This window comes from Streptomyces sp. NPDC054770 (assembly GCF_053611985.1).
The window spans coordinates 74,133-100,371 of record NZ_JBSHBL010000042.1 but is presented as its reverse complement, the minus strand read 5'-3'; the positions used below and the strand labels follow the sequence as shown (position 1 = coordinate 100,371).

Annotated in this window: 27 protein-coding genes; 25 read left to right on the top strand and 2 right to left on the bottom strand. The window is 71.2% G+C overall.

Features of this window, described 5'->3' with window-relative positions; translation table 11 throughout:
* Both ACWGKQ_RS31315 and ffh read left to right on the top strand, forming a co-directional pair.
* A partial coding sequence (locus tag ACWGKQ_RS31315; RefSeq protein ID WP_453295364.1) for a [protein-PII] uridylyltransferase occupies nucleotides 1-2,428 on the top strand: 2,428 nt, incomplete at its 5' end.
* Nucleotides 2,429-2,521: 93 nt separating this feature from the next.
* On the top strand, nucleotides 2,522-4,072 hold the full coding sequence (gene ffh, locus ACWGKQ_RS31310; RefSeq protein WP_453295363.1) for a signal recognition particle protein: 1,551 nt from the start codon (nucleotides 2,522-2,524) through the stop codon (nucleotides 4,070-4,072).
* Nucleotides 4,073-4,236: 164 nt separating this feature from the next.
* Here ffh and ACWGKQ_RS31305 read toward each other — a convergent pair whose 3' ends face one another.
* Nucleotides 4,237-5,097, bottom strand: a complete 861-nt coding sequence (locus tag ACWGKQ_RS31305; RefSeq protein ID WP_453295362.1) for an SAM-dependent methyltransferase — start codon at nucleotides 5,095-5,097, stop codon at nucleotides 4,237-4,239.
* Between the two features lie 587 nt (nucleotides 5,098-5,684).
* On the opposite strand from ACWGKQ_RS31305, the gene ACWGKQ_RS31300 reads away from it, so the two are divergent.
* From ACWGKQ_RS31300 to ACWGKQ_RS31220, 17 genes are all read left to right on the top strand, one after another.
* Nucleotides 5,685-6,281 carry a hypothetical protein gene (locus tag ACWGKQ_RS31300; protein WP_089098503.1) on the top strand — a complete coding sequence of 199 codons (597 nt, stop codon included), beginning with the start codon at nucleotides 5,685-5,687 and terminating at the stop codon, nucleotides 6,279-6,281.
* Between the two features lie 295 nt (nucleotides 6,282-6,576).
* Nucleotides 6,577-6,996: a 30S ribosomal protein S16 gene (rpsP, locus tag ACWGKQ_RS31295; RefSeq protein WP_089098502.1), complete on the top strand. Its 420-nt coding sequence runs from the start codon at nucleotides 6,577-6,579 to the stop codon at nucleotides 6,994-6,996.
* Between the two features lie 5 nt (nucleotides 6,997-7,001).
* Nucleotides 7,002-7,241 carry an RNA-binding protein gene (locus tag ACWGKQ_RS31290; RefSeq protein WP_003973401.1) on the top strand — a complete coding sequence of 80 codons (240 nt, stop codon included), beginning with the start codon at nucleotides 7,002-7,004 and terminating at the stop codon, nucleotides 7,239-7,241.
* A 107-nt stretch (nucleotides 7,242-7,348) separates the two neighbouring features.
* Entirely contained in the window at nucleotides 7,349-7,894 is a 546-nt protein-coding gene (rimM, locus tag ACWGKQ_RS31285) for a ribosome maturation factor RimM (RefSeq protein ID WP_453295361.1), read from the top strand.
* Complete coding sequence (trmD, locus tag ACWGKQ_RS31280; RefSeq protein WP_453295360.1) at nucleotides 7,891-8,724, top strand: tRNA (guanosine(37)-N1)-methyltransferase TrmD; 834 nt, start codon at nucleotides 7,891-7,893, stop codon at nucleotides 8,722-8,724. The genes rimM and trmD overlap by 4 nt, the downstream gene beginning before the upstream one ends.
* A gap of 136 nt (nucleotides 8,725-8,860) precedes the next feature.
* Entirely contained in the window at nucleotides 8,861-9,211 is a 351-nt protein-coding gene (rplS, locus tag ACWGKQ_RS31275; RefSeq protein WP_383705104.1) for a 50S ribosomal protein L19, read from the top strand.
* A gap of 83 nt (nucleotides 9,212-9,294) precedes the next feature.
* A complete protein-coding gene (gene lepB, locus ACWGKQ_RS31270) occupies nucleotides 9,295-9,993 on the top strand; it encodes a signal peptidase I (protein ID WP_453295359.1) in 699 nt (232 codons plus the stop codon).
* A complete protein-coding gene (lepB, locus tag ACWGKQ_RS31265; RefSeq protein ID WP_453295358.1) occupies nucleotides 9,986-11,134 on the top strand; it encodes a signal peptidase I in 1,149 nt (382 codons plus the stop codon). The genes lepB (ACWGKQ_RS31270) and lepB (ACWGKQ_RS31265) overlap by 8 nt, the downstream gene beginning before the upstream one ends.
* On the top strand, nucleotides 11,034-11,996 hold the full coding sequence (gene lepB / locus ACWGKQ_RS31260; protein ID WP_453295357.1) for a signal peptidase I: 963 nt from the start codon (nucleotides 11,034-11,036) through the stop codon (nucleotides 11,994-11,996). Before lepB (ACWGKQ_RS31265) ends, lepB (ACWGKQ_RS31260) begins: the two co-directional genes overlap by 101 nt.
* Before the next feature lie 115 nt (nucleotides 11,997-12,111).
* Nucleotides 12,112-12,897 (top strand): signal peptidase I, encoded by a 786-nt coding sequence (gene lepB, locus ACWGKQ_RS31255; RefSeq protein WP_453295356.1) that lies wholly within the window; start codon nucleotides 12,112-12,114, stop codon nucleotides 12,895-12,897.
* A complete protein-coding gene (locus tag ACWGKQ_RS31250; protein ID WP_453295355.1) occupies nucleotides 12,887-13,393 on the top strand; it encodes an NUDIX hydrolase in 507 nt (168 codons plus the stop codon). Before lepB (ACWGKQ_RS31255) ends, ACWGKQ_RS31250 begins: the two co-directional genes overlap by 11 nt.
* 56 nt (nucleotides 13,394-13,449) lie before the next feature.
* Complete coding sequence (locus tag ACWGKQ_RS31245) at nucleotides 13,450-13,758, top strand: DUF2469 domain-containing protein (RefSeq protein ID WP_003965949.1); 309 nt, start codon at nucleotides 13,450-13,452, stop codon at nucleotides 13,756-13,758.
* A gap of 168 nt (nucleotides 13,759-13,926) precedes the next feature.
* Nucleotides 13,927-14,298 carry a YraN family protein gene (locus ACWGKQ_RS31240; protein ID WP_453295354.1) on the top strand — a complete coding sequence of 124 codons (372 nt, stop codon included), beginning with the start codon at nucleotides 13,927-13,929 and terminating at the stop codon, nucleotides 14,296-14,298.
* Complete coding sequence (locus ACWGKQ_RS31235) at nucleotides 14,298-15,908, top strand: YifB family Mg chelatase-like AAA ATPase (protein WP_453295353.1); 1,611 nt, start codon at nucleotides 14,298-14,300, stop codon at nucleotides 15,906-15,908. Before ACWGKQ_RS31240 ends, ACWGKQ_RS31235 begins: the two co-directional genes overlap by 1 nt.
* Nucleotides 15,905-17,050 (top strand): DNA-processing protein DprA, encoded by a 1,146-nt coding sequence (dprA, locus tag ACWGKQ_RS31230; RefSeq protein ID WP_453295352.1) that lies wholly within the window; start codon nucleotides 15,905-15,907, stop codon nucleotides 17,048-17,050. The genes ACWGKQ_RS31235 and dprA overlap by 4 nt, the downstream gene beginning before the upstream one ends.
* Nucleotides 17,051-17,383: 333 nt before the next feature.
* Complete coding sequence (whiG, locus tag ACWGKQ_RS31225; protein ID WP_453295351.1) at nucleotides 17,384-18,226, top strand: RNA polymerase sigma factor WhiG; 843 nt, start codon at nucleotides 17,384-17,386, stop codon at nucleotides 18,224-18,226.
* A 127-nt stretch (nucleotides 18,227-18,353) separates the two neighbouring features.
* On the top strand, nucleotides 18,354-18,911 hold the full coding sequence (locus ACWGKQ_RS31220) for a TetR/AcrR family transcriptional regulator (protein ID WP_453295367.1): 558 nt from the start codon (nucleotides 18,354-18,356) through the stop codon (nucleotides 18,909-18,911).
* A gap of 142 nt (nucleotides 18,912-19,053) precedes the next feature.
* Here the strand turns inward: ACWGKQ_RS31220 and ACWGKQ_RS31215 are convergent, their stop codons facing one another.
* Complete coding sequence (locus tag ACWGKQ_RS31215) at nucleotides 19,054-19,641, bottom strand: murein hydrolase activator EnvC family protein (protein ID WP_453295350.1); 588 nt, start codon at nucleotides 19,639-19,641, stop codon at nucleotides 19,054-19,056.
* A gap of 271 nt (nucleotides 19,642-19,912) precedes the next feature.
* Between ACWGKQ_RS31215 and rpsB the strand changes: the two genes are divergently transcribed.
* The 6 genes from rpsB to ACWGKQ_RS31185 all read left to right on the top strand — a co-directional run bounded on the left by rpsB (nucleotide 19,913) and on the right by ACWGKQ_RS31185 (nucleotide 26,237).
* Nucleotides 19,913-20,875: a 30S ribosomal protein S2 gene (rpsB, locus tag ACWGKQ_RS31210; protein ID WP_453295349.1), complete on the top strand. Its 963-nt coding sequence runs from the start codon at nucleotides 19,913-19,915 to the stop codon at nucleotides 20,873-20,875.
* Between the two features lie 133 nt (nucleotides 20,876-21,008).
* Nucleotides 21,009-21,845: a translation elongation factor Ts gene (gene tsf, locus ACWGKQ_RS31205; RefSeq protein WP_453295348.1), complete on the top strand. Its 837-nt coding sequence runs from the start codon at nucleotides 21,009-21,011 to the stop codon at nucleotides 21,843-21,845.
* Between the two features lie 214 nt (nucleotides 21,846-22,059).
* The gene (gene pyrH / locus ACWGKQ_RS31200; protein ID WP_453295347.1) at nucleotides 22,060-22,818 is read left to right on the top strand and encodes a UMP kinase; all 759 of its coding nucleotides are present in this window, start codon (nucleotides 22,060-22,062) and stop codon (nucleotides 22,816-22,818) included.
* A 146-nt stretch (nucleotides 22,819-22,964) separates the two neighbouring features.
* Nucleotides 22,965-23,522, top strand: coding sequence for a ribosome recycling factor (gene frr, locus ACWGKQ_RS31195; RefSeq protein WP_132889831.1), 558 nt, complete (start codon nucleotides 22,965-22,967; stop codon nucleotides 23,520-23,522).
* The gene (locus ACWGKQ_RS31190; protein ID WP_453295346.1) at nucleotides 23,522-24,730 is read left to right on the top strand and encodes a phosphatidate cytidylyltransferase; all 1,209 of its coding nucleotides are present in this window, start codon (nucleotides 23,522-23,524) and stop codon (nucleotides 24,728-24,730) included. The genes frr and ACWGKQ_RS31190 overlap by 1 nt, the downstream gene beginning before the upstream one ends.
* A gap of 262 nt (nucleotides 24,731-24,992) precedes the next feature.
* Nucleotides 24,993-26,237, top strand: a complete 1,245-nt coding sequence (locus tag ACWGKQ_RS31185; protein WP_453295345.1) for a cytochrome P450 — start codon at nucleotides 24,993-24,995, stop codon at nucleotides 26,235-26,237.
* The last annotated feature ends 2 nt before the right edge of the window (nucleotides 26,238-26,239 follow it).

The following is a 26,239-nucleotide window of genomic DNA, read 5'->3' as shown; positions in this document are numbered from 1 at the left end:
GAACGCGGGACCCAGCGGCTACGCGGCGGCCCGGCTGCGCCTCCTCACCGAGGGGGCGCGGTCCGGGCCGCCGCGCCGTACCGCCCTCGCCGAGCTGACCGACGAATGGCTGACCGGGCTGTTCGCGGCGGCCACCGAGGGCATCAGGGGCGGCGTCTCCCTGGTCGCCGTCGGCGGCTACGGCCGCAGCGAGCTCTCCCCGCGCAGCGACCTGGACCTCCTGCTGCTGCACGACGGCGCCGACTCCGGCGCGGTGGCCGCCGTCGCCGACCGGCTCTGGTACCCCGTCTGGGACCTGGGCCTGGCCCTCGACCACTCCGTGCGCACCCCCGCCGAGGCCCGCAAGACCGCCGGTGAGGACCTCAAGGTCCAGCTCGGCCTCCTCGACGCCCGCCACATCGCCGGCGACCTGGGCCTCACCTCCGGACTGCGCACCGCGATCCTCGCCGACTGGCGCAACCAGGCACCCAAACGCCTCCCCGAACTCCAGGAACTCTGCGCCGAGCGCGCCGAACGCCAGGGCGAGCTCCAGTACCTCCTGGAGCCGGACCTGAAGGAGGCCCGCGGCGGCCTCCGCGACGCCACCGCGCTGCGCGCCGTAGCCGCCTCCTGGCTGGCCGACGCCCCGCGCGAGGGCCTCGCCGACGCCCGCAGGCGCCTCCTCGACGTCCGCGACGCCCTGCACCTGACCACAGGGCGCGCCACCGACCGCCTCGCGCTCCAGGAGCAGGACCAGGTCGCCGCCGAACTGGACCTCCTGGACGCCGACACCCTCCTGCGCCAGGTCTACGAGTCCGCGCGCGTCATTTCGTACGCCAGTGACGTCACCTGGCGTGAGGTAGGGCGCGTGCTGCGTTCGCGCGCCGTCCGTCCACGCCTGCGCGCCATGCTGGGCGGCGGCAAGCCGGTCACCGAGCGCTCCCCGCTCGCCGAAGGCGTGGTGGAGCAGGACGGCGAGGTGGTGCTCGCCCGCGCTGCACGCCCCGAACGCGACCCCGTGCTTCCGCTGCGCGCCGCGGCCGCCGCCGCCCAGGCCGGCCTCCCGCTCTCCCTGCACGCCGTACGGCGCATGGCGGCCACCGCACGCCCCCTGCCCACGCCCTGGCCCGCCGAGGCCCGCGAGCAGCTCGTCACCCTGCTCGGCTCCGGCCGCCCGACAGTCGAGGTCTGGGAGGCGCTGGAGGCGGAGGGCCTGATCACCCGCCTCCTGCCCGACTGGGAGCGGGTGCGCTGCCGGCCGCAGCGCAACGCCGTGCACATCTGGACCGTCGACCGGCACCTCATCGAGACCGCCGTCCGCGCCTCCGAGTTCGCCCGCCGCGTCCACCGCCCCGACCTGCTGCTGGTCGCCGCCCTGCTGCACGACATCGGCAAGGGCTGGCCCGGCGACCACTCGGTGGCCGGCGAGATCATCGTCAAGGACGTCGCGGCCAGGATCGGCTTCGACCGCGCCGAGGTGGCGGTCCTGTCCACGCTCGTCCTGCACCACCTGCTGCTCATCGAGACCGCCACCCGGCGCGACCTGGAGGACCCGGCCACCGTCCGCCTGGTCGCCGAGGCGGTCGGCTCCCAGGGCACCCTGGAGCTGCTGCACGCCCTGACCGAGGCCGACGCGCTGGCCACCGGCCCGGCGGCCTGGTCGGCCTGGCGCGGCTCGCTCGTCGCCGACCTGGTGAAGCGGGTCTCCGCGGTCCTCGCGGGGGAGGACACCACCGACGAGCCCGAACCGGGCGCGCCCACGGCCGAGCACGAGCGGCTGGCCATCGAGGCCTTCCGCACCGGCGCCCCGGTCCTGGCCCTGCGCGCCCAGACCGAGCCGGCCGCCACGGACGAGGCGCCCGCCGGCGACCCCGAACCGCTCGGCGTCGAGCTGATCATCGCCGTACCGGACCAGCCGGGCGTCCTCCCCGCCGTCGCCGGCGTGCTGGCCGTGCACCGCCTCACGGTCCGCACCGCCGAACTGCGCGCCCTCCAGCTCCCGAGCGACGTCGACGACGGCACCGTCCTGCTCCTCAACTGGCGGGTCGCGGCCGAGTACGGCTCCCTGCCCCAGGCCGCCCGGCTCCGCGCCGACCTGGTCCGCGCCCTGGACGGCTCCCTGGACATCGGCGGCCGCCTCGCGGAGCGGGACGCGGCCTACCCGAGGCGCCGGGGCCGGGTGGCCCCGCCGCCGCGCGTGACGGTGGCCTCCGCCGCCTCCCGGCACGCCACGGTGTTCGAGGTACGGGCCCAGGACGCACCGGGCCTGCTGTTCCGCATCGGGCGGGCGCTGGAGGACGCCGGGGTCCGGGTGCGCAGCGCCCATGTCAGTACGCTCGGGTCCAACGCCGTCGACGCCTTCTACGTGACCGGCACCGACCACGCGCCCCTGCCCGCTGAGGAGGCGACCTCCGTGGCGCGCAAACTGGAGGAGACGCTCCGGGGCTGATCACACGGCCGTGCAAGGCGGGGACCACTTCCTTGCGCGGCCGGATACCCTGGAAGACGCTCACCGACCCCGACTCCGAGGACCGACGCCGCCGTGTTCGACACTCTCTCCGATCGCCTTTCAGCGACCTTCAAGAATCTGCGCGGCAAAGGGCGTCTGAGCGAAGCCGACATCGACGCCGTGGCGCGGGAGATCCGCATCGCGCTGCTCGAAGCCGATGTGGCCCTTCCGGTCGTCCGTGCCTTCATCAAGAACGTCAAGGAGCGGGCGCTCGGCGCCGAGGTCTCGCGTTCGATGAACCCGGCCCAGCAGGTCCTGCTGATCGTGAAGGACGAGCTGGTCACGATCCTCGGCGGCGAGACCCGGCGCCTGCGGTTCGCCAAGCAGCCGCCCACCGTGATCATGCTGGCCGGTCTCCAGGGTGCCGGTAAGACCACCCTCGCGGGCAAGCTCGGCCGCTGGCTGAAGGAACAGGGCCACTCGCCGGTGCTCGTCGCCGCCGACCTCCAGCGCCCCAACGCCGTCAACCAGCTGAGCGTGGTCGCCGAGCGCGCCGGAATCGCCGTCTACGCGCCCGAGCCGGGCAACGGCGTCGGCGACCCGGTCAAGGTCGCCAAGGACTCCATCGAGTTCGCCAAGCAGAAGGTCCACGACATCGTGATCGTGGACACCGCCGGCCGGCTCGGCATCGACCAGGAGCTGATGCAGCAGGCGGCCGACATCCGCGACGCCGTCTCGCCCGACGAGATCCTCTTCGTCGTCGACGCCATGATCGGTCAGGACGCCGTCACCACGGCCGAGGCCTTCCGCGACGGCGTCGGCTTCGACGGTGTGGTCCTCTCCAAGCTCGACGGTGACGCCCGCGGTGGTGCCGCGCTCTCCATCCGCCAGGTCACCGGCAAGCCGATCATGTTCGCGTCGAGCGGTGAGAAGCTCGACGACTTCGACGCCTTCCACCCGGACCGGATGGCCTCCCGCATCCTCGACCAGGGTGACCTGCTCACCCTGCTCGAGCAGGCAGGGAAGGTGTTCGACCAGGAAGAGGCCGAGAAGATGGCCTCCAAGCTGGCGTCCAAGAAGGGCCAGGACTTCACCCTGGACGACTTCCTGGCCCAGATGGAGCAGGTCAGGAAGATGGGCAGCATCTCCAAGCTGCTCGGGATGCTGCCCGGCATGGGCCAGATCAAGGACCAGATCAACAACCTCGACGAGCGGGACGTCGACCGCACCGCCGCGATCATCAAGTCGATGACCCCGGGCGAGCGCCAGGACCCGACGATCATCAACGGCTCGCGCCGCGCCCGCATCGCCAGGGGTTCCGGTGTCGAGGTCAGCGCCGTCAAGGGACTTGTCGAGCGGTTCTTCGAGGCCCGCAAGATGATGTCCCGCATGGCCCAGGGCGGCGGCATGCCGGGCATGCCGGGGATCCCGGGCATGGGCGGCGGCCCCGGCCGGCAGAAGAAGCAGCCGAAGCAGGCCAAGGGCAAGCAGCGCTCCGGCAACCCGATGAAGCGCAAGCAGCAGGAGCTGGAGGAGGCCCAGCGCCGCGAGGCCGCCGCCCAGGGCGGGAACGCCTTCGGGGTGCCGCAGCAGGGCGCGGAGAACTTCGAACTGCCGGACGAGTTCAAGAAGTTCATGGGCTGAGCCCACCGACGCGGTACGCGGGGCCTCACTCAGGGCCCCGCACCCCTGACCGCTGCGCATCTCAGCGCCCCGAGCCTCAGCGCCCCGAAAGGGGCGCGGGGAACTGCGCGACCAGCCCCCACGCGGCCGCACCCGGACGACGGCGGCCCCCCCCCGCAAAAACGTCAGCGCACCCGCGCAATCAGATACCGGAACACATTCGGCATCCACACCGTCCCGTCAGGACGAAGGTGCGGATGCAGCGCCTCGGCCAGCTCCTTCCCGACCTGCTCCTCGTCGGCCGCCGCGATCCCCGCGTCGAACAGCCCGGTCGACAGCAGCCCACGCACCGCGCTGTCCGTGTCGGCGTACCCGAACGGACAGGAGACCCGTCCGGAACCGTCGATCCGCAGGCCGGCCCGCTGGGCGACCTCCTCCAGATCGTCACGGCAGGCCGGCCGCCAGCGCCCCGCGCTGCGCAAAGGATCGGCCAACTTCGCGGCCACCCGCAGCACGGACGAGGTCGCACAGCGCTCCGGCGGACCCCATCCGGCCAGCACCACCGCCGCCCCGCGCTCCGCGAGCGGCGTCGCCTCGGCGAGCAGGTCACCGAGCCGCTCGGCGTCGCCGGCCCGGCAGCCGATCGGGTCGAAGGCGGTGACCAGGTTGTACGCCGGTGCCTCAGGGTCCGCCGCGTCCCGGGGTGCGCCCTCGACGATCCGGGCGGCCCGGCCACGCGCGCGTGCGCTCGGGGCCGGGTCGGGCAGCAGGCGTTCACGGGCGAGGGCGAGCCGTTCGGGGGCGGAGTCGACACCGGTGACCGTGGCCCCTCTGGCCGCCGCCATCAGCAGGGCGAGACCGGAACCGCAGCGCAGGCCGAGCAGCCGGGTGGCGGGGCCCACTTCGAGTCGCTCGTGGACGGTCTCGTAGAGCGGCACCAGCATCCGCTCCTGGATCTCGGACCAGTCACGCGCGCGTGCCCACAGGTTCACGCGGGGGGTGGAATCCGCGTGAGACCGGTGCTGCCGCACGAGCGTAGGTGTCATAGGTAAGCGCCCCAATCCGCCGAGAGTTACGCACTGACCGATTCCGTGGCCCCCGTGCCGTGCGCTCGCACTTCCCACCTATGCCACATAACTCCGGGCTCGCGGTGGCGTCCAGAGGTCGCGGGTCCCGGCTTGTACGAGGGCTGTGACTGTGGCGAGATTTCACATCCCGGCAACTTGGGGCTCTACCATCGGACCCACGACACGGCGGTTCTGGCCATGGTCGGCCCGCACCGTGCCCGCACGGAGTCCGGTCCACGGGGCCGGGCCGGTGCCGTACCGGCGACGGGCTGCGGGTAACGTCGGGGCCGCCGCGGACGCTGAGCAGGGTGGGGCTTCCGCCACGAGAGCGGCCGAAACGCCTCTTGCGCATCCGCCCACCTCCGTCGTCCAGGCGTCCGGGCCGGGGGTACGTGGCGGGTCGTACGTCAGACTACGCACCGGCTTGGTATGAGCTGTGAGGCTTCTCCGCAGATCAGCGCACCCGTACTCGTCTCCACGCATCAGTGGCAACTGACGGGTACGTGCAAATTATTTGGGATGGCCCGGAATAGGAACACAGGGGCCCTCCCGCTCGTTCTCATTACGTGAGCACGACACAGACACCACCTGTTCTCGCCGCAGAGCTGGCGCAGGCGTGGGCCGACATTCAGCGGTACCACCCCGAGCTGCCGGACCTTGCCGCGCCAGAGTCCCTGATCGGGGAGTCGTCGTCCGCGTGCGGTCACGAACTCTCCTTCGAACGGCTGCTCCATGAGGCAGTCCACGGCATCGCCGCCTCCCGCGGAGTCCGCGACACCTCCCGGGCCGGCCGCTACCACAACCGCCGATTCCTCGCGATCGCCGAGGAGCTGGGCCTGGACCACCCCGACGAGCCGCATCCCAGCAGCGGCTTCTCGCTGGTCACGCTCAACCCCGAGGCGAAGCGACGCTACCGCCCGACCATCGAGAGACTGCAGCGCGCCCTCAAGGCGCACACGGTGGCCACGTCCGCCGACACCTCCCGCACCTTCCGCGGCCCGGCCGCCCGCCACGGTTCCTCCGGCGGCGGCGTCCGGGTCAAGGCGGTGTGCGACTGCGGTCGCAACGTCCGGGTGGTCCCGTCGGTCCTGGCCCAGGCCCCCATCGTGTGCGGCGGCTGCGGCAAGCCGTTCCGCATCCCGGAGGTCGTCGGAGCGGCATAGACCACGGCTGCTCGTGGCAGCCGTGGCCATGGCCACCCTCGGTCTCCCGGCAGGCGGCGCACCCGACGTGACCTCACCTCCACGCCGGGTGCTTCTGCGGCATGCCTCCGTACTCCCGGCCGACCGTCGGCCAAAAGCGACCCGCGGGGTGTGGCACAATGGCTAGCTGTACTCGACAGCCGCACAGGACCCCTCTCTCCTCCGGCTGACGCGTCCATCGGGCACTCGGGTACCGCAACCCCACGCGGCAGTCTCGCCGTGCCCAACCACGTCAAAACCAGGAGAACCCACTCCCGTGGCAGTCAAGATCAAGCTGAAGCGTCTGGGCAAGATCCGTTCGCCTCACTACCGCATCGTCATCGCCGACTCCCGCACCCGCCGTGACGGCCGTGCGATCGAGGAGATCGGCAAGTACCACCCGACCTACAACCCGTCGGTCATCGAGGTGGACGCCGACCGCGTGGCGTACTGGCTCGGTGTCGGCGCCCAGCCGACCGAGCCCGTGCTCGCCATCCTGAAGAAGACCGGCGACTGGCAGAAGTTCAAGGGCGAGCCCGCCCCGGCGCCGCTGCTCGTGGCCGCTCCGAAGGCCACGCGTCCGTCGTTCGAGGCGCTCGGCGGTGACGACGAGGGCAAGGGTGAGGCGATCACCCAGAAGAAGAAGGCTGAGAAGAAGGACGAGGCCGCGGCTGAGTCCGAGTCGACCGAGGCCTGAGCAGCATGCTCGAAGAGGCGCTTGAGCACCTCGTGAAGGGCATCGTCGACAACCCCGACGATGTGCAGGTCGCTTCGCGCAACCTGCGCCGCGGGCGCGTGCTGGAGGTCCGGGTGCACCCCGACGACCTCGGCAAGGTGATCGGCCGCAACGGCCGCACCGCGCGTGCCCTGCGTACCGTCGTGGGCGCCATCGGCGGTCGCGGAGTCCGTGTCGACCTCGTCGACGTGGATCACGTCCGCTGACGCTTTTCGCAGCACCGGCTCGGGCCGGGGAGGGCCGTTACCGGCCGTCCCCGGCCCGTAGTCGTATGAGGGTCGTGCGAGCAGGAGATGACAGGAGAACAGGCACAGTGCAGCTGGTAGTCGCACGGATCGGCCGCGCCCACGGCATCAAGGGCGAGGTCACCGTCGAGGTACGTACCGACGAGCCGGAACTGAGGCTCGCACCCGGCGCCGTACTCGCCACCGATCCCGCGTCCACGGGACCGCTCACCATCGAGACCGGCCGGGTGCACAGCGGCCGGCTGCTCCTGCGCTTCGCGGGCGTCAAGGACCGCACCGGCGCCGAGGCCCTGCGCAACACCCTCCTGATCGCCGAGATCGACCCGGAGGAGCTGCCCGAGGGCGAGGACGAGTACTACGACCACCAGCTCATGGACCTGGACGTGGTCACCGCGGACGGCACCGAGGTCGGCCGGATCACCGAGATCTCGCACCTGCCCTCCCAGGACCTCTTCATCGTGGAGCGGCCCGACGGCAGCGAGGTGATGATCCCGTTTGTGGAGGAGATCGTCGTCGAGATCGACCTGGAGGAGCAGAAGGCGGTCATCACACCGCCGCCCGGTCTGATCGACGACCGGGCGGAGATCGTCTCGTCCAGGGACGACAGCGCATGAGGCTCGACGTCGTCACGATCTTTCCCGAGTACCTCGAACCCCTCAACGTCTCGCTCGTCGGCAAGGCACGCGCGCGTGGGCAGCTCGGCGTCCATGTGCACGACCTGCGCGCCTGGACGTACGACCGGCACAACACGGTCGACGACACCCCGTACGGCGGCGGTCCCGGCATGGTCATGAAGACCGACCCCTGGGGCGAGGCCCTCGACACCGTCCTCGCCGACGGCTACGAGACCGGCTCGCACGCGCCCGCGCTCATCGTGCCCACCCCGAGCGGCCGCCCGTTCACCCAGGAACTCGCCGTCGAACTCTCCGAGCGGCCCTGGCTGATCTTCACGCCGGCCCGCTACGAGGGCATCGACCGGCGCGTCATGGACGAGTACGCCGGCCGGATGCCGGTCTACGAGGTGTCCATCGGCGACTACGTCCTCGCCGGCGGCGAGGCGGCCGTACTCGTCGTCACGGAGGCCGTGGCCCGGCTGCTGCCCGGCGTCCTCGGCAACGCCGAGTCGCACCGGGACGACTCCTTCGCGCCCGGCGCGATGGCGAACCTCCTGGAGGGCCCCGTCTACACCAAGCCGCCGGTCTGGCGCGGCCGGGACATCCCGGACGTGCTGCTCAGCGGCCACCACGGCAAGATCGCCCGCTGGCGCCGCGACGAGGCCCTGAAGCGGACCACCGCCCACCGGCCCGACCTGATCGAGCGCTGCGACCCCAAGGCCTTCGACAAGAAGGACCGCGAGATGCTCTCCATCCTGGGCTGGGCCCCGGACCCGGAGGGCGCCCCCCACGGCCGATTTTGGCGCAGGCCAGAGGGCGTGGAAGAATAGACCGCTGTTGTGCGTCCGTCCGGTGTGCGCCCCTGCCGCAGGGGGACACGACGTCCGCCCCGACCCGCACGGCAGTCCTCATGGAACACCTAGTTTCCGTTGATGACCTGTGGCATCAGCGAAGAAAGCAGACGAAATGTCTCACCTGCTCGACACCGTCGACTCCGCGTCGCTGCGCAGCGACGTCCCGGCCTTCCGCCCGGGTGACACCGTCAACGTCCACGTCCGCGTCATCGAGGGCAACCGCTCCCGTGTGCAGCAGTTCAAGGGCGTTGTGATCCGCCGCCAGGGCAGCGGTGTCCGCGAGACCTTCACGGTCCGCAAGGTCTCCTTCTCCGTCGGCGTCGAGCGCACCTTCCCGGTGCACACCCCGATCGTCGAGAAGATCGAGCTCGTCACCCGTGGTGACGTGCGTCGCGCCAAGCTGTACTACCTGCGCGAGCTGCGCGGTAAGGCCGCGAAGATCAAGGAGAAGCGCGACAAGTGATGTCGCGTGCCGGCACCCGGAAGCCGTAGGCGAACGAGCCGGTAAGAAGGAGTCTCATCGAGTCCGGATAGCATCTGGCCTCGATGGACATCGATGCACAGCAGACGGAGCGCGACCGCTCCTCCAGCCCCGAACCAGAGGCCGCGGAGGACCGGTCGCGCTTCGCGTTGTCGGTGGCGCGGGTCACCGACTGGCTGCCGGGCGGCTGGATCACCGTCACCCTCTTCGCCTGCCTGGCGTTTTTGCTCGTCCTCAACACTTTCGTGGCGCAACCATTCCAGATTCCCAGCGGATCCATGGAACAGGGATTGAGGATCGGGGACCGCGTTCTCGTAAATAAGTTGGCGTACCGTTTCGGTGCCGGGCCGCGCCGGGGAGATGTCGTGGTGTTCGACGGCTCCGGGTATTTCGGGGACGCCGACTACATCAAACGCGTCGTCGGTGTGGGAGGAGACCATGTGGTCTGCTGCGACAAGAAGGGGAGGATCGAAGTGAACGGCCGCCCGGTCGACGAGACCGCGTTCCTCTATCCCGGGGACACCCCCTCCACCGTGCCCTTCAACGTCGACGTCCCCGACGGCACGCTCTTCCTTCTCGGCGACCACCGCGGCGACTCCAGCGACTCCCGCGACCACCTCGGCTCGCCCGGCGGCGGGATGGTCCCCGTCAGCAGGGTCATCGGCCGGGCCGACTGGATCGTCTGGCCGTACGCCCACTGGACGCATCTCACCCGTCCCGCCGCCTACGCGCGCGTGCCGTCGGCCGGAGCGTCCCATGGGTAACCGGGGCAAACCGCGCGGCGTGCCGGTCGACGCGGCCGCCAACCTGCTGCCCACCGGGGCCCGGCGCGCCTCCTCCGGCGCGTCCGGCGCCGGCCGGTCCCGCGCGGAGCGGCGCAAGCTGCAGCGCAAGGTCAAGCGCAAGCGGCGGCGCGGTGCGATGCGGGAGATACCGCTGCTGGTCGGCGTGGCCGTCCTGATAGCGCTCGTGCTGAAGACGTTCCTCGTGCAGGCCTTCGTGATCCCGTCGGGCTCCATGGAGCAGACGATCCGGATCGGCGACCGCGTCCTGGTGGACAAGTTCACCCCCTGGTTCGGATGGAAACCGCACCGCGGTGACGTCGTCGTCTTCCACGACCCGGGCGGCTGGCTGGCGGACGAGCAGACCACCAAGGCGAACGACCCGATCGTGGTCAAGCAGGTCAAGGAAGGCCTCACCTTCATCGGCCTGTTGCCGTCCGCGAACGAGAAGGACCTCATCAAGCGGGTCATCGGGGTCGGCGGCGACCACGTCAAGTGCTGCGACGCGCAGGGCCGGGTGACCGTCAACGGCGTACCGCTGACCGAGGGCGACTACCTGTATCCCGGGAACGCCCCCTCCACACAGGAGTTCGACATCACCGTGCCGAAGGGGCGGCTGTGGGTGATGGGCGACCACCGCGGCAACTCGGCCGACTCCCGGGCGCACCAGGACACCGACTACGGCGGTACGGTCGCCGTGACCTCGGTGGTGGGCCGGGCCATGATGATCGGCTGGCCCGTCGGCCACTGGACCAAGCTCGACGAACCTAAAACCTTCGCAAGCGTTTCTGACTCCGGGTCGGGGTCGACTGCGGCTCCCCGGCTGTCGCATAGGGTTGCCTCCGACGATCCGAACGGATACGTCCAACTCCCGAGCCCTGCGGAACTCCCGCTCGTTATGGGAGTGGTGGGCCTGCGCCGGGGACGACGCGGGCGGCGGCACGGAGTAAGGAGTTGGCGTGGGGGATGTGGCGGTTGGCGCACGGTCGGGACACGACGGCGAGGAGCACAGCGGGCGCCCCGTGGAGAATGTCCCCTCCCCGGAAGGCGCCTCGACCTCCGGAAACGGTACCGGGCCTGGCGGGGACGGCACCCCGGCAGACGGTCCCCACTCCGGCGGTGACGGCCCGGGTTCGGACGGGGACCCGGGCGACGTGGTGGCGTCCGCACCGAAGAAACCCCGCTCCTTCTGGAAGGAGCTGCCGATCCTGGTCATCATCGCGCTGGTGCTGGCCCTGCTGATCAAGACGTTCCTGGTGCAGGCGTTCTCGATCCCGTCGGACTCGATGCAGAACACCCTCCAGCAGGGTGACCGCGTCCTGGTCGACAAGCTCACCCCGTGGTTCGGCTCCAAGCCGGAGCGCGGCGAGGTCGTCGTCTTCCACGACCCGGACGACTGGCTGGCGGGCGAGCCCACCGCCCAGCCGAACGCGATCCAGACCTTCCTCAGCTGGATCGGCCTGATGCCGTCCGCCGAGGAGCGGGACCTGATCAAGCGGGTCATCGGGGTCGGCGGCGACACCGTGTCCTGCAAGAACAGCGGCCCGCTCATGGTCAACGGCCATGCGCTGAACGAGCCTTACGTGTACCCGGGCAACACCCCGTGCAGCGTCGACGACCAGGGCGGCCAGTTCACGGTGCACGTGCCCAAGGGGTACATCTGGGTGATGGGCGACCACCGCCAGAACTCCCGCGACTCGCGCTACAACCAGTCCGACAAGCACCACGGCATGGTCCCGGTGAAGGACGTCGTCGGCCGTGCCATCGTCAAGGCCTGGCCGATCAACCGCTGGGGCACGCTGCCGATCCCGGACACCTTCGACCAGAGCGGCATCAACACGCAGTCGTCCGCCGCGGCCTCCCTCTCGGTGGCGCCGGAGGGCGTGACCGTCGCCGCCGTGCTGCCGGTCGTGGTGTGGCGCCGTCGGCGGGGCGACCGGATCGAGCGGAAGTTCGACAAGCGCGTGGCGGCCGGCAAGCGCTGACCGCCTCCCGCGTGCCTCTGCTGACCGCCCCATGTGAAAGCCTTGGGGAGCTTGTGACCAGGGGCCCCGAAGAAGGGCTGCCCCTGCCCGGTACCGCCGGGTAGGGTGCGGCCTCATGGGCGACAGCACGATACGCACGGCCCCGCGCAGCGGCGCAGGCACCAGCACGAGCGCGGCACAGGCCGGCAGCAGGCTCGGACAGCGGTTGTCCGGGATCGCCGTCGCTCTGGGCATCGTGCTGTTCCTCGGAGGATTCGGCTGGGCGGCGGTGGCCTACCGGCCGTACACCGTGCCCACCACTTCGATGACGCCGACGATCGACGCCGGGGACCGGGTCCTCGGCCAGCGCATCGACGGCAGCGAGGTGCGCCGTGGCGACGTCGTCGTCTTCAAGGACAAGAGCTGGGTCACCAACGCGGACGTCGTCAAGCGCGTGGTCGCGGTCGGCGGGGACACGGTCGCCTGCTGCACCGACGGCAAGCTGACCGTCAACGGCAAGCAGATCGAGGAGCCGTATCTGCCGGCGGGCAGCCAGGCCGAGCTCCAGGGCTTCCCGACCGTCACCGTCCCCAAGGGCCGGCTCTTCCTCCTCGGTGACGAGCGCCAGGGCTCCCTGGACTCCACCGCCCACCTCACGGACGCGGCGAAGGGCACGGTCGCGCGCAGCGCCGTGACCGCCCGGGTGGACGCCGTGATCTGGCCGATGAAGGGCCTCCTCAAGCGCCCGACCGGATTCGAGACCCTGGGCACCCTCTCCCAGCCGGGCCCGCTGCGCCTCATCGAGTTCATGATCGTGGCCGGTGGGGTGCTGGTCCTCGCGGGCGGCGCCTACGGCCCGGTCGCCGGTCTGCTGGGCCGCTCCCGCACCCGTGCCCGTACGGAGCCCGCCGGTGGCCGCTGAGGCGCCGTCGGAGGGCGGCCTGCGCAAGGTGGCCCGGGTGGTCCTGCTCGACCCCGAGGACCGCATCCTGCTCCTGCACGGCCACGAGCCGGACGATCCGGCCGACGACTGGTGGTTCACGCCCGGCGGCGGTCTGGAGGGCGACGAGACCCATGAGCAGGCCGCTCTGCGGGAACTCGTCGAGGAGACGGGCATCACGGACGTCGAACTCGGTCCGGTGCTGTGGCGGCGGACCTGCTCCTTCCCGTTCGCCGGCCGCCGCTGGGACCAGGACGAGTGGTACTACCTGGCCCGTACGACGCAGACGGCCATCGATGTCACGGGCCTGACCGACCTGGAGCGGCGCAGTGTGGCCGGAGCACGTTGGTGGACGTGCCAGGAACTGACCCGGGCACATGAGACGGTGTATCCGACCAGACTCGCCGAGTTGTTCCGTAGGCTGCTCGACGAAGGTCCCCCCGCCGGGCCCGTCACCCTTGACACGGAAATCGTCTAGGGGCGCGCGGGACTGGCGCACAATGGTGGGATCGCACGGCTGAAGGGGAACATGCCATGAGCGCCGAGGACCTCGAAAAGTACGAGACCGAGATGGAGCTGAAGCTCTACCGGGAGTACCGCGATGTCGTCGGTCTGTTCAAATACGTGATCGAGACCGAGCGGCGCTTCTACCTCACCAACGACTACGAGATGCAGGTGCACTCGGTCCAGGGCGAGGTGTTCTTCGAGGTGTCCATGGCGGACGCCTGGGTCTGGGACATGTACCGGCCGGCCCGGTTCGTGAAGCAGGTCCGTGTTCTCACGTTCAAGGACGTGAACATCGAGGAGCTGAACAAGAGCGACCTGGAGCTTCCGGGCGGGTGAGCCGGTCGTTGACGGCGGCTCGCGGTGGTTTGCGGCGGCTCGCGGCGGCTTGCGGTGGCTGTGGTCCCTCGTGTGGGTGACGGAGTTGTCCACAACCGCTGAGTAACTCACCAAGATCCACTTCTTGGCGGGGGATGCGTGACGGTTGGCGCCGGAGGTGGTGCCGACATGAACACGAATCTGGCACGCAGTGCACTCGGCAGGTACGGCGAGTCGCTGGCCGCACGGCGGCTGGCCGAGGCCGGTCTGACGGTCCTGGAGCGCAACTGGCGCTGCGGCAGGACGGGCGAGATCGACATCGTGGCGCGGGACGGAGACGTCCTGGTCGTCTGCGAGGTCAAGACCCGGCGGGCGGGTGTCTTCGAGCATCCCATGGCCGCGGTCTCCCCGGAGAAGGCGCAGCGCCTGCGCGGCCTCGCCGAACACTGGATCCACGCCCACGGAGGGGCCCCGCCGGGCGGCGTCCGCATCGACGTGGTGGGCGTGCTCCTGCCACAGCGCGGGGCGCCCGTGGTCGAGCACGTCCGGGGGGTGGCGTGATGGGGTTCGCGCGTACCTGCTCGGTGGCGCTGGTGGGCGTCGAGGGCGTGGTGGTCGAGGTCCAGGCCGACCTGGAGCCCGGGGTGGCGGCCTTCACCCTGGTGGGGCTGCCGGACAAGAGCCTGACGGAGAGCCGGGACCGGGTCCGGGCTGCGGTGGTGAACTCGGGCGCCTCCTGGCCCTCGAAGAAGCTCACCGTCGGGCTGAGCCCGGCGTCCGTGCCCAAGAGCGGCAGCGGTTTCGACCTCGCGGTGGCCGCGGCCGTGCTCGGGGCGGCCGAGCGGATCGATCCCCGGGTGCTCGCCGAGATCGTGATGATCGGCGAGCTGGGCCTGGACGGCCGGGTCCGGCCGGTCCGGGGCATCCTGCCCGCCGTGCTGGCCGCCGCCGAGGCCGGGTACGAGCAGGTGGTGGTACCGGAGAGCGCGGTGCCGGAGGCCTCGCTGGTGCCGGGGGTGTCCGTGCTGGGCGTCCGCAGTCTGCGCCAGCTGATCGCGGTCCTCACCGACGAACCGGTGCCCGACGAGGAGCCCGTCCCCGGCGAGATCCGCCCGGACCCCTTCCTCGCCGGGCTCGCCCTCCCCGGCATGGGCCTCGGCACCGGCATGGTCACCGGAGACCACGCACCCGACCTCGCGGACGTCGCCGGGCAGCACGTGGCCCGGGCCGCCCTGGAGGTGGCCGCGGCCGGACGCCACCACGTCTTCTTCAAAGGCCCGCCCGGCGCCGGCAAGACCATGCTGGCCGAGCGGCTGCCGGGACTGCTGCCCGAGCTGGGCCGGCAGGAGTCCCTGGAGGTCACCGCCGTCCACTCGGTCGCCGGGATGCTGCCACCCGGCCACCCCCTGGTCGACAGGCCGCCCTACTGCGCCCCGCACCACTCGGCCACCATGGCCTCCCTGGTCGGCGGCGGAACCGGCCTGCCGCGCCCCGGAGCGGTCTCCCTGGCCCACCACGGCGTGCTCTTCCTGGACGAGGCCGCCGAGTTCCACAGCAGCGTCCTGGACGCCCTGCGCCAGCCCCTGGAGTCGGGCCACGTCGTCATCGCCCGGGCCGCCGGGATACTGCGGATGCCCGCGAAGTTCCTCATGGTCCTGGCCGCCAACCCCTGCCCCTGCGGCCGGCACGGCACCCCGGGCGACGCCTGCGAGTGCCGGCCCTCCTCGATCAAGCGGTACCGGGCCCGGCTCTCCGGCCCCCTGATGGACCGCGTGGACCTCAGGGTGGCCGTCGAACCGGTGGCCAGGGAGGAACTGCTGCGGCTGCACACCGGCGCCGAACCCTCGGCCGCCGTGGCCGACCGGGTGCGCACGGCCCGGGAGCGGGCCGCCCGCCGCTACGACGGGCTGCCCTGGCGCACCAACAGCGAGGTCCCCGGCCACGAGCTGCGCACCCGCTGGCACGTCCGGCCGGGCGCGCTGGTCAAGGCCGAGCTGGACCTCGACCGGGGCCTGCTCAGCGCCCGCGGCCTGGACCGGGTGCTGCGGGTCGCCTGGACCCTCGCCGACCTGGCGGGCCGCGACCGGCCCTCGGTCAACGACGTCAACCTGGCCCTGGAGCTGCGCACCGGTGTCCGGCGCGGGGCGGTCCTGGAAGGGGTCGCCACATGAGCGACGCCGAGCTGCTCGCCCGGGTCTTTCTGGCCCGGGTCGTCGAGCCCGGTGACGGGACCGCCGGGCGGTGGGTGCGGGAACTGGGCGTGCACGAGGTGGCGGACCGGCTGCGCGGAGGCGGGCAGGCCCTGCCGGGCGTCAGCGGCAAACGGTGGGCGGGGCTGCTGGCCCGGGCCGGACAGGCGGACCCGCACGCCGACCTCGCCGTCGCGCGGGATGCCGGCGCCCGGTTCGTGTGCCCCGGCGACGTCGAGTGGCCGAGCCAGCTCGACGACCTGGGCGACGCCCGCCCCCTCGGCCTGTGGGTGCGCGGCCGGCCCGGGCTGCGGATGTGGGCGCTGCGGGCCGTCGCCGTCGTCGGCGCCCGGGCCTGTACCGAGTACGGCGCCCACATGGCGGCCGTCCTCGCCGCGGGGCTCGCCGAGCGCGGCTGGGTGGTGGTGTCCGGCGGTGCCTACGGGGTCGACGGCGCCGCCCACCGCGGAGCGCTCGGCGCCGGTGGGGCCACCGTCGCCGTGCTGGCCTGCGGGGTCGACCGGCCCTACCCCCGGGGCCACACCGAGTTGATCAACAGGATCGCCGAACAGGGACTGGTGGTGGGGGAGTTGCCGCCCGGCGAGCACCCGACGCCGAGCAGGTTCGTGCTCCGCAACCGCGTCATCGCCGCGCTCACCAGGGGAACCGTCGTCGTGGAGGCCGCCCACCGCAGCGGCTCGCTGGTCACCGCACGGGCGGCGCAGCGGCTCGGCCGGTTCACCATGGGCGTGCCCGGACCGGCCACCAGCGGCCTCTCGGCGGGGGTGCACGAGCTGCTCCGCGGGGACGCCGTGCTGGTCACCGACGCCGACGAGGTCGTGGAACTGGTGGGCGAGATGGGCGAGCTGGCTCCGGCCAGACGCGGCCCCGTGCTCCCGCGTGACCTGCTGGAACCCGCCGCCCGGCAGGTCCTGGCCGCCCTGCCGGGGAACCGGCCGGCCTCACCCGAAGAGGTGGCACGCGGCGCTCAGACGTCCAAGGACGAGGCCGTCGCGAGGCTGTACGAACTCCGAGCACTTGGTTACGTCGAACGACACGGCGACGGCTGGAAGTTGACACGCCAGGCGATGATCTCGGTCCGGGCCGCCCGGAGCCGGTGCTGACCGAGCGTGTTCGGCCGTCCGGGGGAACTCCCGACGCCCTTGGGAATTCCCGGAGTTGACACTTCTCGCCGATCACGCAGAGCGACGCGCCGAGCGCGGTGGGGCGCGCCGTACAGGGGGTTCGCGCAGGGGTGGAGCCGCACTGTTCGCGCACCGCGACTCCTCAGTCACGCTACGCTCACGAAAGGCCTGGCGCAGACCGCGCCAACCGACATGAGACCGACACCCCGCCCAACCATCGCTATTCACCCCCCGCTCACCCCGCTGCGCAGCACATCGCGGCACATCACAGCACTTCCTGGCACTTCACGGCAGAACGGCACAAGGCGACGAATGCCCCAGCACACCTCCGGGTCCGACCGGGCGGCGCTCCCCCCAGCCGCCCGCGACGGTGGCAGCGTGCGGCCGCCCGCTCCCTCGACGCTCGACGAGCTGTGGCGGTCGTACAAGGCGACGGGGGACGACCGGCTGCGGGAACAGCTGATCCTGCACTACTCGCCGCTGGTCAAGTACGTGGCCGGGCGGGTGAGCGTGGGCCTGCCGCCCAATGTGGAGCAGGCCGACTTCGTCTCCTCCGGGGTGTTCGGGCTCATCGACGCGATCGAGAAGTTCGACGTCGACCGCGAGATCAAGTTCGAGACGTACGCGATCACCCGGATCCGGGGCGCGATGATCGACGAGCTGCGGGCGCTGGACTGGATCCCGCGCTCGGTCCGGCAGAAGGCGCGGAACGTGGAGCGGGCCTACGCCACGCTGGAGGCGCGGCTGCGGCGCACGCCCTCGGAGGGCGAGGTGGCCGCCGAGCTGGGCATCGAGGTGGAGGAACTCCACGCCGTCTTCAGCCAGCTGTCGCTGGCGAACGTGGTGGCGCTGGAGGAGCTGCTGCACGTCGGCGGTGAGGGCGGCGACGGGCTGAGCGTGATGGACACGCTGGAGGACACCGCCGCGGACAACCCCGTGGAGGTGGCCGAGGACCGGGAGCTGCGGCGGTTCCTGGCGCGGGCGATCAACACGCTGCCGGAGCGGGAGAAGACCGTGGTGACCCTCTACTACTACGAGGGACTCACACTCGCCGAGATCGGGAACGTGCTCGGGGTCACCGAGAGCCGGGTGAGCCAGATCCACACCAAGTCGGTGCTCCAGTTGCGGGCCAAGCTGGCGAGTTTCGGCCGTTGAGCGGGGCCGGCAGGGGGTTTTCGGCCGTCTGCCGCGGCCGGGCGTACTTCGTCCCGGTCGTGCTGCCTCCCGTCCGGCCCGGCGCGTCCGTAAAGTGGTCGGCGTGCCAAGGATTCGAGCGGCCTCCGTGGCCGAGCACCGGTCGATGCAGCGAGCCGCCCTGCTGGACGCGGCGCGGTCCCTCCTGTCCGAGGGCGGGACGGAGGCGCTGACCTTCCCCGCGCTCGCCGAACGCACGGGACTGGCCAGGTCGTCCGTCTACGAGTACTTCCGCTCCCGGGCCGCCGTGGTCGAGGAGCTGTGCGAGGTCGACTTCCCCGTGTGGGCGGCGGAGGTCGAGGCGGCGATGGAGCGGGCGGGTTCCGCCGAGGGCAAGGTCGAGGCGTATGTGCGCCGGCAGCTGGCCCTGGTCGGGGACCGGCGGCACCGCGCGGTGGTCGCGATCTCGGCGAGCGAGCTGGACGCGGGGGCGCGGGAGAAGATCCGGGCCGCGCACGGCGGGCTGGTCGCGATGATCGTGGAGGCGCTGGGCGAGCTGGGGCATGAACAGCCTCGGCTGGCGGCGATGCTGGTGCAGGGCGTTGTGGACGCCGCGGTCCGGCGGATCGAGCTGGGCGCGGCGGAGGACCCTGTGGTGATCACGGACGCGGCGGTGGCGATGGCGCTGCGGGGTGTCCGAGGCTGAGCCGGGGGCCGGGACCGGGGGTGGGGACGCTTACCGGCGCTGGCCGGGTGCCGCTGCGTCACGGCTGGACAGCGCCCCGTAAGGGGCGCGGGGAACTGCGCGAGCAACCCCCACGCACCCGCAGCCGTGCAACCCTCCGCAATCACCCCTCCGGCAGCGGAACCCCCAGCACCGGCAGCAGTCTCGACGGCCCCCCGTTCCGCAGCCACGGCGGCAACAGCAGCAGCGGGTCCACGTACCCGTCACCCCTGAGCAGCCCCCAGTGCACACACACCCGCCCACCGCAGTGCGCCGCACCCCCTTCCTCCACCGTCCCCACGACTTCCCCCGCCGCCACCTCGTCCCCCTTCCGCACCGTCGCCGTGACCGGCTCGTACGTCGTGCGCAGGTCCGTCCCCGCCAGTGCCACCGACACCACCCCTCGCCCCGCCACCCGCCCCGCGTAGGAGACCCGGCCGTCCGCCACCGCCCGTACCGGCTCGCCGGCGGACGCTGCCAGATCGACCCCCCGGTGCCCGGGGCCGTACACCGTCGCCGGTGGTTCCCAGCCGCGCAGGACCGGCGGCCGTACCCCCACCGGCCAGGCGCGACCGATCGCCGGCACGGGCTCGGCGGCGGGCGGCGGCGGACCGTCCGCTCCCACCCAGGCCCGGGCCGCGGTCGCCCCCAGGGCCAGCGGCAACGCCGTCGCCGCCCACATCCATCGCATCGCGCGTCGCAAGACCAACATGGTCAAACCGTCCCGCGGCCCGCCCGATCATGGCCGGTACCTGTGGATTACTCCCGGGTTGTGGACAGCGGCGTCACCCGGTACCCCGCCGGTCCCGTACACTTCTTCTGGCGATCCGGGTCACCGGGTCGACTTCGCACGCCCCGACATCTGGCCATCAACAGCAGGTGTCAGCGCTTCTCGGTCCTTCGCGGCACAGCGCACCCGGGCGTCAGGCGCGGGAGCCGTCCGGCACCCGCGGCACAACCGAGAAATTCAAGGAGATACGGCCATGGCCGTCGTCACGATGCGGGAGCTGCTGGAGAGCGGCGTCCACTTCGGTCACCAGACCCGTCGCTGGAACCCGAAGATGAAGCGCTTCATCTTCACCGAGCGCAACGGCATCTACATCATCGACCTGCTCCAGTCGCTGTCGTACATCGACCGCGCCTACGAGTTCGTCAAGGAGACCGTCGCCCACGGCGGCACGGTCATGTTCGTCGGCACGAAGAAGCAGGCGCAGGAGGCCATCGCCGAGCAGGCCACCCGCGTCGGCATGCCCTTCGTCAACCAGCGCTGGCTGGGCGGCATGCTCACCAACTTCTCCACCGTCTACAAGCGTCTGCAGCGCCTCAAGGAGCTCGAGCAGATCGACTTCGAGGACGTCGCCGCGTCCGGTCTGACCAAGAAGGAGCTTCTCGTGCTCTCGCGCGAGAAGGCCAAGCTGGAGAAGACCCTCGGCGGTATCCGCGAGATGTCCAAGGTTCCCAGCGCCGTCTGGATCGTGGACACCAAGAAGGAGCACATCGCGGTCGGTGAGGCCCGGAAGCTCAACATCCCGGTCGTCGCGATCCTCGACACCAACTGCGACCCCGACGAGGTCGACTACAAGATCCCGGGCAACGACGACGCGATCCGCTCCGTCACCCTGCTCACCCGCGTGATCGCCGACGCGGTCGCCGAGGGCCTCATCTCCCGCTCCCGTGTCGCCACCGGCGACAAGGGCGAGAAGGCCGCCGGCGAGCCGCTCGCCGAGTGGGAGCGCGACCTGCTCGAGGGCGAGAAGAAGGCGGACGACGCCGAGGTCCAGACCTCCGCCGAGACCGAGAAGGTCGCCGACGCCGAGCAGGCCGAGGCTCCGGCTGCTGTCGAAGCCGCTGTCGAGGCGCCCGCCGCCGAGGCCCCCGCCGCCGAGGACCCTGCGGCCGAGGCGCCGGCCGCCGAGGCTCCGGCCGCGGACGCCGAGCAGGCCTGACCCGTCAGCGTTGACGGCGGGGGCGGCGACATCCCGAACGCCCCCGCCGTTCACCCATAGATTCGCGCTCCACATCTACGTGTGGATCGTGGATCGGGCAGATCTCCCGACTTCGAGAAAGACTTAACGACTCATGGCGAACTACACCGCCGCTGACGTCAAGAAGCTCCGTGAGCTCACCGGCGCCGGCATGATGGACTGCAAGAAGGCCCTGGACGAGGCCGAGGGCGACGTCGACAAGGCTGTCGAGGCGCTCCGGATCAAGGGCCAGAAGGGCGTCGCCAAGCGCGAGGGCCGCTCCGCCGAGAACGGCGCCGTGGTCTCGATCATCGCCGACGACAACTCCTCCGGCGTCCTCGTCGAGCTGAAGTGCGAGACGGACTTCGTCGCCAAGGGTGACAAGTTCCAGGCCGTTGCCAACACCATCGCCGAGCACGTCGCCAAGTCCGCCCCGGCCGACCTGGAGGCCCTGCTCGCCTCCGAGATCGAGCCCGGCAAGACCGTCCAGGCGTACGTCGACGAGGCCAACGCCACCCTCGGCGAGAAGATCGTCCTGGACCGCTTCGCGCAGTACGCCGACGGTTACGTGACCGCCTACATGCACCGCACGATGCCCGACCTGCCCCCGCAGATCGGTGTCCTCGTCGAGCTCGACAAGCCGAACGTCGAGGTCGCCAAGGGCGTCGCCCAGCACATCGCCGCCTTCGCGCCGAAGTACCTCGCCAAGGAGGACGTGCCGGCCGAGGTCGTCGAGTCCGAGCGCCGCATCGCCGAGGAGACCACCCGTGCCGAGGGCAAGCCCGAGGCCGCGATCGCCAAGATCGTCGAGGGTCGTCTCAACGGCTTCTTCAAGGACGCCACGCTGCTCGGCCAGCCGTACGCGCTCGACAACAAGAAGTCGGTCCAGAAGGTTCTGGACGAGGCCGGTGTCACCCTGAAGCGCTTCGTGCGCATCAAGGTCGGCATCTGAGTCCGTACCGCGATCGACGCGCGACCCGCGGGGAAATCCCGATAGGGTCGGTCGACAGCAGTCGTCCGTACACACCGCCACACCCAGGGACGTGACGGACGGCGGCAGATCTGACGAGGAGGCCATTGCCGCGCATGGGCAGCGAAAAGCGACCCCACCGGCAATGGCCTTCTTCGTATGCGTATGTGCAACACGTGAAAGAGGCGGGATCTCCATGACCACCAAGCCCCAGAAGAGCGACGACGGCAAAGTACGCGGCCGGTTTCTGCTGAAGCTGTCCGGAGAAGCCTTCTCCGGTGGCGGCGGCCTGGGCGTGGACCCGGACGTGGTGCACAAGATCGCCCGCGAGATCGCGGCCGTCGTGCGGGACGGGGCGCAGGTCGCCGTCGTCATCGGCGGCGGCAACTTCTTCCGCGGCGCCGAACTCCAGCAGCGGGGCATGGACCGGGCCCGCTCCGACTACATGGGCATGCTCGGCACCGTCATGAACTGCCTCGCCCTCCAGGACTTCCTGGAGAAGGAGGGCATCGACAGCCGGGTGCAGACCGCGATCACCATGGGGCAGGTCGCCGAGCCGTACATCCCGCTGCGCGCCGTGCGCCACCTGGAGAAGGGCCGAGTGGTCATCTTCGGCGCCGGTATGGGCATGCCGTACTTCTCCACCGACACCACCGCCGCCCAGCGCGCCCTGGAGATCGACGCCGAGGCGCTGCTCATGGGCAAGAACGGTGTGGACGGGGTCTACGACTCCGACCCCAAGGCCAACCCCGACGCCGTCAAGTTCGACTCCCTCGGCTACGGCGAGGTCATCACCCGGGAGCTCAAGGTGGCCGACGCCACCGCGATCACGCTCTGCCGCGACAACAAGCTGCCGATCCTGGTGTTCGAGCTGGTGACGGAGGGCAATATCGCGCGCGCCGTCAAGGGTGAGAAGATCGGCACGCTGGTGGGCGACCAGGGCAGCCGGGACTGACCGGCAACGCCTGACGCACCCTGACCGGGGGATGGACAATGTCCTGCCGGTCGGGAACCGTCAGGGAAAGCAGACGCGACGCAGCCGGCCGCCGCCCCGCAACGGAACCGCAGCCGGGCCTTACTCAAGACACGCAGGAGCAAGTGGTGATCGAAGAGACCCTCCTCGAAGCCGAGGAGAAGATGGAGAAGGCCGTCGTGGTCGCCAAGGAGGACTTCGCCGCGATCCGCACCGGCCGTGCGCACCCGGCGATGTTCAACAAGATCGTGGCCGACTACTACGGCGCGCCGACGCCGATCAACCAGCTGGCCTCGTTCTCCGTGCCGGAACCGCGCATGGCGGTCGTGACCCCGTTCGACAAGACGGCCCTGCGCAACATCGAGCAGGCGATCCGCGACTCGGACCTGGGCGTCAACCCGAGCAACGACGGCAACATCATCCGGGTGGTGTTCCCGGAGCTCACCGAGGAGCGCCGCCGCGACTACATCAAGGTCGCCAAGGGCAAGGCGGAGGACTCCCGGGTCTCCATCCGCTCGGTCCGCCGCAAGGCCAAGGACGCGATCGACAAGCTGATCAAGGACGGCGAGGTCGGCGAGGACGAGGGCCGCCGCGCCGAGAAGGAGCTCGACGACACCACCGCGAAGTACGTCGCGCAGGTGGACGAGCTCCTCAAGCACAAGGAAGCGGAGCTTCTCGAAGTCTGATGAACGACTCATCCTGGGGAGCGCCGCCACCCGCCGGGCCGCAGGCCGGGTACTGGGGGCCGACCGATCAGGGCACCGGCCAGGGGTACGACCAGGGCTATGCGCACGGCTACGGCCAGGGGCATGTCCAGGGAGCCGCCCCGGCGGGTCCCGCATACGATGCTGACAACGCGCAGCAGACTCGCCCCATGCCCATCGTGCCCGACGACGTACCCGCGTACGGCGGAGACCAGGACGACGACCGGGGGGCCGCTCGGCTGAGCGGCCCCTTGTTCCGAGACGAGACGTTCCGCAACGACACCCCGTCGGCGCAGCCACTGCCCCAGACGGCGGCGCAACAGAATCCGGAGCCCATGCCCGACGCCCCGCAGCCGGCGCCCCCGCCGCAGAAGAAGAGCGCGGGCCGCGACCTGGGTGCGGCCATAGGGGTCGGCGTCGGACTCGGCGTCGTGATCGTGGCATCCCTGTTCGTCGTCAAGGCCGTCTTCGTCGGTGTCGTCGCGGTCGCGGTCGTGGTGGGACTGTGGGAGCTGACCAGCAGGCTCCAGGAGCGCAAGGGCATCAAGGCGCCCCTGGTCCCGCTGGCGCTCGGCGGCGCGGCGATGGTCGTCGCCGGCTATGCCCGGGGTGCCGAGGGCGCCTGGGTCGCCCTTGCGCTCACCGGGCTCGCGGTCCTCGTCTGGCGGATGACGGAACCGCCGGAGGGCTATCTCAAGGACGTCACGGCGGGCCTCTTCGCGGCGTTCTACGTCCCGTTCCTGGCGACGTTCGTCGCGATGATGCTCACCGCCGGCGACGGCCCCTTCCGGGTGCTGACCTTCCTGCTCCTCACGGTGGTCAGCGACACCGGCGCCTACGCGGTCGGCTGGCGCTTCGGCACCCACAAGCTCGCCCCGCGCATCAGCCCCGGCAAGACCCGCGAGGGCCTGGTCGGCGCGGTGCTGTTCGCCATGGTCGCGGGCGCGCTGTGCATGGAGTTCCTGATCGACGACGGCACCTGGTGGCAGGGCCTGCTGCTGGGCCTCGCGGTCGCGGCCAGCGCCACCCTCGGCGACCTCGGCGAGTCCATGATCAAGCGGGACCTGGGCATCAAGGACATGGGCACGCTGCTCCCCGGGCACGGGGGCATCATGGACCGTCTGGACTCCCTGCTGCCGACGGCCCCGGTGGTGTGGCTGCTGATGGTGCTGTTCGTCGGCAGCGGCTGACCTGCACTGCTTCGCCGGCAGCGGCTGACCTGCTCCACTTCGCCGGCAGCGGCTGATCTACAGACACGTCGGCAGTGGCGGGCGTACAGCTGACGTAGGGGAGCCCCCGTCCTTCGCAGGGCGGGGCTCAGCGGCATGTCGGCCCCGGATGACGCAGCAGAAATCGCATGGTCATGCAGGTCGGAGGCAGACTCCCTGTGAGGACGCTGTGTCTTCAGACGTGCAGGGAGTGCGCGTCTTCAGGCGTGCAGGGAGTGTGCCCATGCCCCTCGATCCGGCCCCGGCCTCCACCCCGTCCCCGACCTCGCCTCCGCCGCCGGTGCGGTTCTGGCCCGTCGACGATCTGCCCGCGCTCGACCCGGACCCGTTCCTGGACGAGATGCTGCGCGACGAGCCGGTCACCCGGATCAGACTCGCGCACGGCGAGGGGGACGCCTGGCTGGTCACCCGCTACGAGGACGTCCGCTTCGTCACCTCCGACCCGCGCTTCTCCCGGGAGGCGGTGGTCGGCCGCGACATCACCAGCATGCGACCGGCGCCGGTGGCCTCCCAGACGGCTGGCCTGCAGTACATCGACCCGCCCCGGCACAACCGGCTGCGCCGGGTCGTCGCCCGTGCCTTCACCGGGCGGGCCATGCAGCGGCTGCGGCCGATGGCGGAGCGCCGGGCCGGTGAACTCCTCGACACGATGGAGGCCGCGGGCCCGCCGGCCGACCTCATGGAGCATCTGCACGGCCCCTTCCCGATCGCCGTGATCCGTGACTTCCTCGGCGTCGACGAGAAGGACTGGCACCGCTGGGCGGCCACTGGCGAGGCGCTGCTCTCGGCGGGTCCCGACGCCGAGGCGCGCGCCCGGGAGGCCGCCCGGACCACCCGGGCCCGGATCGCCGAGCTGTTGCAGAGCCGCCGCGAGGAGCCCCGCGAGGACCTCGCCGGGGTGCTCGCCCAGGCCACCGCGGACGGCGAGATCACCGACGACGAGGCGATCTCCCTGGCCACCGCCATCCAGGTCAGCGGCGGCCACGCGGTCCGCAACAACAGCGGCTCGATGATGTACGCGCTGCTCACCCACCCCAAACACCTGGACCGGCTGCGCCGCGAGCCGGAGCTGCTGCCCAAGGCGGTGGACGAGCTGTTCCGCTACGTCCCGCACCGCAACGGCGTCGGCATCCCGCGGGTCGCCGTCGAGGACGTCGAGGTCGGCGGCCAGCTGATCCGGGCCGGTGAGGTGGTCTACAACGCCTATGTCGCCGCCAACCGCGACCCGGCCGTCTTCGACGACCCCGACGACCTGGACTTCGACCGCGCGAGCGGCCCCCACCTGGCCTTCGGTCACGGTCCCCACCACTGCATGGCCGCGATCATGGCTCGCATGGAGGCCGAGACCATGATCGGCTCGGTCCTCTCCCGCTTCCCGGAGATCCGTCTGGCGGTGGCCCCCGAGGAGGTCGAGTTCCAGCGCCAGGGCCTGATCCGCGGACCGCGTACGCTGCCTGTGACCTGGTGACC

Coding starts and splice junctions, on each gene's coding strand:
- pyrH (WP_453295347.1), top strand. CDS start 22,060: ATGACCACCAAGCCCCAGAAGAGCGACGACGGCAAAGTACGCGGCCGG.
- lepB (WP_453295356.1), top strand. CDS start 12,112: ATGGGCGACAGCACGATACGCACGGCCCCGCGCAGCGGCGCAGGCACC.
- ACWGKQ_RS31185 (WP_453295345.1), top strand. CDS start 24,993: ATGCCCCTCGATCCGGCCCCGGCCTCCACCCCGTCCCCGACCTCGCCT.
- ACWGKQ_RS31305 (WP_453295362.1), bottom strand. CDS start 5,097: ATGACACCTACGCTCGTGCGGCAGCACCGGTCTCACGCGGATTCCACC.
- ACWGKQ_RS31245 (WP_003965949.1), top strand. CDS start 13,450: ATGAGCGCCGAGGACCTCGAAAAGTACGAGACCGAGATGGAGCTGAAG.
- whiG (WP_453295351.1), top strand. CDS start 17,384: ATGCCCCAGCACACCTCCGGGTCCGACCGGGCGGCGCTCCCCCCAGCC.
- lepB (WP_453295359.1), top strand. CDS start 9,295: ATGGACATCGATGCACAGCAGACGGAGCGCGACCGCTCCTCCAGCCCC.
- ACWGKQ_RS31290 (WP_003973401.1), top strand. CDS start 7,002: ATGCTCGAAGAGGCGCTTGAGCACCTCGTGAAGGGCATCGTCGACAAC.
- ACWGKQ_RS31215 (WP_453295350.1), bottom strand. CDS start 19,641: ATGTTGGTCTTGCGACGCGCGATGCGATGGATGTGGGCGGCGACGGCG.
- rpsB (WP_453295349.1), top strand. CDS start 19,913: ATGGCCGTCGTCACGATGCGGGAGCTGCTGGAGAGCGGCGTCCACTTC.
- dprA (WP_453295352.1), top strand. CDS start 15,905: ATGAGCGACGCCGAGCTGCTCGCCCGGGTCTTTCTGGCCCGGGTCGTC.
- lepB (WP_453295358.1), top strand. CDS start 9,986: ATGGGTAACCGGGGCAAACCGCGCGGCGTGCCGGTCGACGCGGCCGCC.
- ACWGKQ_RS31235 (WP_453295353.1), top strand. CDS start 14,298: ATGGGGTTCGCGCGTACCTGCTCGGTGGCGCTGGTGGGCGTCGAGGGC.
- ACWGKQ_RS31190 (WP_453295346.1), top strand. CDS start 23,522: ATGAACGACTCATCCTGGGGAGCGCCGCCACCCGCCGGGCCGCAGGCC.
- trmD (WP_453295360.1), top strand. CDS start 7,891: ATGAGGCTCGACGTCGTCACGATCTTTCCCGAGTACCTCGAACCCCTC.
- tsf (WP_453295348.1), top strand. CDS start 21,009: ATGGCGAACTACACCGCCGCTGACGTCAAGAAGCTCCGTGAGCTCACC.
- rplS (WP_383705104.1), top strand. CDS start 8,861: ATGTCTCACCTGCTCGACACCGTCGACTCCGCGTCGCTGCGCAGCGAC.
- ACWGKQ_RS31240 (WP_453295354.1), top strand. CDS start 13,927: ATGAACACGAATCTGGCACGCAGTGCACTCGGCAGGTACGGCGAGTCG.